Consider the following 1,551-nt stretch of genomic DNA (forward strand, 5'->3'; position numbering starts at 1 on the left):
CCCGGGTGGTTCGGGCGGTCCGGGTGGTCCGGGCGGTCCGGGGCCGGGTCCGTGAAGTACCCGGTCCGGAGGCCGCCCCGGTGCAGTCCGGGAGAGTCGATCAGCGGATTCAGAACATGTCCGGCATCACTGCTGATCCAGCTTTGATGCCGCAGCCGTCCGCGCGGGCGGCCCGCGACAGTCAGCCCCCTGAGACCGGCGCGCACCCGGCGAGGCATACCCCGTGGCGCCGCACGGCACCCCGCCCCGATTGGTCGGCGCATCTGATCACACTGACCCGATTGATCGATTTCATCGGCGATCACGGATATGACAGGGTGGATTTGTCCAAACCCTCATGCACCCTGGAGTAACACCGTGCTCACTGTCGGCGACCAGTTCCCCACCTACGAGCTGACTGCCTGCGTCTCCCTGGAGAGCGGCAAGGAGTTCGAGGTCGTCAACCACAAGTCCTACGAGGGCAAGTGGCGGGTCGTCTTCGCATGGCCGAAGGACTTCACCTTCGTCTGCCCCACCGAGATCGCCGCGTTCGGCAAGCTGAACGACGAGTTCGCCGACCGTGACGCCCAGATCCTCGGCTTCTCCGGCGACTCCGAGTTCGTGCACCACGCCTGGCGCAAGGACCACGACGACCTGCGTGACCTGCCCTTCCCGATGCTGGCCGACTCCAAGCACGAGCTGATGCGGGACCTCGGCATCGAGGGCGCGGACGGGTTCGCACAGCGGGCCGTCTTCATCGTCGACCCGAACAACGAGATCCAGTTCACGATGGTGACCGCCGGGTCCGTCGGCCGGAACCCCAAGGAGGTGCTGCGGGTGCTCGACGCGCTCCAGACCGACGAGCTGTGCCCCTGCAACTGGAGCAAGGGCGAGAACACGCTCGACCCGGTCGCGCTGCTGGCCGGTGAGTGACCCATGTCGCTCGACGCCCTGAAGTCGGCGCTGCCCGACTACGCCAAGGATCTGAAGCTGAACCTCGGCTCGGTCATCGGCAACAACGACAAGCTCTCGCAGCAGCAGCTGTGGGGCACCGTCCTGGCCACCGCCATCGCGTCCCGCAGCCCCATCGCGCTGCGTGAGCTGGAGCCCGAGGCCAACGCCAACCTCTCCCCCGAGGCGTACACCGCCGCCAAGTCGGCAGCGGCCGTGATGGCGATGAACAACGTCTTCTACCGGACCCGGCATCTGCTCTCGGACCCCGGGTACCAGACGCTGCGCGCCGGTCTGCGGATGAACGTCATCGGCAACCCGGGCGTGGAGAAGGTCGACTTCGAGCTGTGGTCGCTGGCCGTCTCCGCCGTCAACGGCTGCGGTCAGTGCCTCGACTCGCACGAGCAGGTGCTCCGCAAGGCCGGGGTGGACCGCGAGACGGTCCAGGAGGCGTTCAAGGTCGCCGCCGTCGTCCAGGCCGTGGGCACGACGCTCGACGCCGAGGCCGCGATCGCGATCGACGCCGTGTAGCGACCCCGAGCAGAACCCGAGCAGAACCCGTACGGATGGCCGTACGGAATGGCCGTACGGAAGCGGCCCCGCCGACGACCGTGCCCGCAC

3 protein-coding genes are annotated in these 1,551 nt (G+C 67.9%); 2 read left to right on the forward strand and 1 reads right to left on the reverse strand.

Annotated elements, in window-relative coordinates; translation table 11 throughout:
• Nucleotides 1-206, reverse strand: a 206-nt coding sequence (locus ACWF94_RS40300; protein ID WP_453500239.1) for a hypothetical protein, incomplete at its 3' end; no start/stop codon positions are given.
• Between the two features lie 151 nt (nt 207-357).
• Between ACWF94_RS40300 and ACWF94_RS40305 the strand changes: the two genes are divergently transcribed.
• On the forward strand, nt 358-912 hold the full coding sequence (locus ACWF94_RS40305; RefSeq protein ID WP_453500241.1) for a peroxiredoxin: 555 nt from the start codon (nt 358-360) through the stop codon (nt 910-912).
• 3 nt (nt 913-915) lie between these two features.
• Nucleotides 916-1,461, forward strand: coding sequence for an alkyl hydroperoxide reductase (locus ACWF94_RS40310; protein ID WP_453500243.1), 546 nt, complete (start codon nt 916-918; stop codon nt 1,459-1,461).
• The last annotated feature ends 90 nt before the right edge of the window (nt 1,462-1,551 follow it).

The organism is Streptomyces sp. NPDC055078, assembly GCF_053607985.1.